General features: G+C 70.8%; 1 protein-coding gene. It reads left to right on the top strand.

What is annotated here, in order from left to right:
- The first annotated feature begins 169 nt into the window (after positions 1 to 169).
- Complete coding sequence (locus tag ACFU6K_RS38865) at positions 170 to 1,477, top strand: glycoside hydrolase family 18 protein (protein ID WP_380671365.1); 1,308 nt, start codon at positions 170 to 172, stop codon at positions 1,475 to 1,477.
- The last annotated feature ends 1 nt before the right edge of the window (position 1,478 follow it).

Genomic DNA, 1,478 nt, shown 5'->3' with positions numbered 1-1,478 from the left:
GGTCCGGCCTCCTCTTTTTGCAGCGGCTTCCTGCTGCGGCTTCGTGCAACGGCTTTTTGCATACTGCGCCGGTTGCGGCCGCCCCCTTGTGCGGTGAACGGCGGATGGACTAAACCTCTGTGCCATCTGGTCCAGACCATTTGATGCCGCTTCAGAGAACAGGTCCGGTATGCCCACTCGCGCCTCAGCCCTGCTCGCCGCCGCCACCGTCGCCGCGCTGCTCGCCGCCCCCGCCACCGCCAACGCCGCCGACGGACGGCACGGCCCGAAGCTGAAGGGCCAGCGGGTCGGCTACTTCACCCAGTGGGGCGCCGACAGCTCCGCGAAGAGGGTCCAGGAGTCCGGCCAGGCGGCCAGGCTCACCGTCATCAACTACGCCTTCGGCAACGTCTCCGCCGAGGGCACCTGCTTCGAGAGCAACGAGGCCGGCCAGGGCGACGCCCGCAACGACTACCAGCGCTCCTTCTCCGCCGCCGAGTCGGTGGACGGCGTGGCCGACGCCCCGGGCCAGAAGCTGAAGGGCCACCTCAACCAGCTGCGCAAGCTCAAGGCGAAGAACCCCCAGCTGCGCACGGTCATCTCGCTGGGCGGCTGGTCCTGGTCCAAGTACTTCTCCGACGCGGCCGCCACCGAGGAGGCCCGCAAGAAGTTCGTCTCCTCCTGCATCGACCTCTACGTCAAGGGCGACCTGCCGGTCCTGGCGGACTCCCCGGAGGGCGGCAAGGGCGCCGCCGCGGGCGTCTTCGACGGCATCGACATCGACTGGGAGTACCCGGGCGGCGGCGGGGACGCGGGCAACGTGGTCCGCCCCGAGGACGGGCACAACTTCACGCTGCTGATGCAGGAGTTCCGCGACCAGCTGGACGCGCTGAGCGGCCGGAAGGGCAGGAAGTACCTGCTGACCGCCGCCGTGGCCGCCAACGAGACGGTCGCCGACCGGCTCGAACTGCCGCAGCTGAGCGAGTCGGTGGACTGGCTGAACCTGATGACCTACGACCTGCACGGCCCGTGGGAGGGCAAGGGCCCGGCCAACCACCAGGCCCCCCTGTACTCCGACCCGGCCGACCCGGACCCGCGTCAGCGCAGTGCCGACAAGGCCGCCGACCACTACCAGGAGCGCGGCCTGCCCGCCGAGCAGCTGGTCCTCGGCGCCCCGCTGTACGGCCACGGCTGGACCGGCGTCGCCCCCGGCAAGCGCGGCGGCCTCTTCCAGAGCGCCACCGCGTCCGCGCCCGACCACTCGTACCAGGAGATCAACGCACTGCCGGGCAAGGTCTACCTGGACCGCGACCACGGCGCGTCCTGGAAGTACGACGGCACCACGTTCTACAGCTACGACACCGCCGAGGTGCTCACCCAGAAGGCGCGGTACACGCGCTGGAACGACCTGGCCGGGGTGATGGTCTGGTCGCTGGACGGCGACGACGCCCGGGGCAGCGCGATCGCCGCGCTGGACCGCGGCCTGAGCCGCGACTGAC

Origin of the sequence: Kitasatospora sp. NPDC057512 (assembly GCF_042802135.1) — a bacterium.
In the GTDB taxonomy this organism is placed as follows: Bacteria; Actinomycetota; Actinomycetes; order Streptomycetales; family Streptomycetaceae; genus Kitasatospora.
This window is presented reverse-complemented; position numbering and strand designations above follow the sequence as displayed.